This is a genomic window from Cupriavidus sp. 86D6 (assembly GCF_057815095.1).
In genome coordinates this window covers 1-745 of the sequence record NZ_JBYPSB010000049.1, presented here as the reverse complement: position 1 = coordinate 745, position 745 = coordinate 1, and the positions used below count along the sequence as shown (strand labels likewise).

General features: G+C 55.3%; 3 tRNA genes and 1 pseudogene. All 4 read left to right on the top strand.

The window, feature by feature from the left end:
• Positions 1–316: 316 nt before the first annotated feature.
• Positions 317–402 (top strand) — tRNA-Tyr (locus AC3G88_RS29420).
• 50 nt (positions 403–452) lie between these two features.
• A tRNA-Gly gene (locus tag AC3G88_RS29415) sits at positions 453–526 on the top strand.
• Between the two features lie 37 nt (positions 527–563).
• Positions 564–638: transfer RNA gene (locus AC3G88_RS29410), tRNA-Thr, on the top strand.
• A 44-nt stretch (positions 639–682) separates the two neighbouring features.
• Positions 683–745: pseudogene (locus AC3G88_RS29405) on the top strand (GTP-binding protein); the annotation flags it as partial.

The following is a 745-nucleotide window of genomic DNA, read 5'->3' as shown; positions in this document are numbered from 1 at the left end:
GTGCGGACTACCCGTGTGAAAGTAGGTCATCGCCAGGCTCTTATACCCAGAACCCCCAAGCCCTTAAAGCTTGGGGGTTTTGCTTTGGCGGGCGTGAAACGCAAAAGCGACAGATTGGCCTCTCCGAGGCGCTGGAAGCGGCTTCCAGCGTGCCCTATAGGGTGAGAGCGTCGATTTCAGATCGATGATTCTGGTCCGCAAACGAAGCCTTCTGGCGACGTATTGCAGGCTTCTGGAGCGATCCGCAAAGTTGCTTTCTTCAACGGAAAGCACTTGACAGCCCCGGTAAGTTACACCATAATCACAAGTTCTCTGCGGAGAGGTGCCCGAGTGGCTAAAGGGGGCAGACTGTAAATCTGTTGGCTTACGCCTACGCTGGTTCGAATCCAGCCCTCTCCACCAGAATGCAAGACAACAACCTGGCGAAAGCCGGTGAAGCAGGAAGTAACCGGGCGGGTGTAGCTCAATGGTAGAGCAGAAGCCTTCCAAGCTTACGACGAGGGTTCGATTCCCTTCACCCGCTCCAGTCTCCAGGTTGCCGTCGCAAAAGTAAGTCAAGATTCGCCCATGTGGCTCAGTGGTAGAGCACTCCCTTGGTAAGGGAGAGGTCGGCAGTTCGATCCTGCCCATGGGCACCATCAATACCCGCACTGGCAATTGCTACCGAGACAGGAGTCGCGAAATGGCAAAGGAAAAGTTCGAGCGGACCAAGCCGCACGTGAACGTAGGTACGATTGGTCACGTT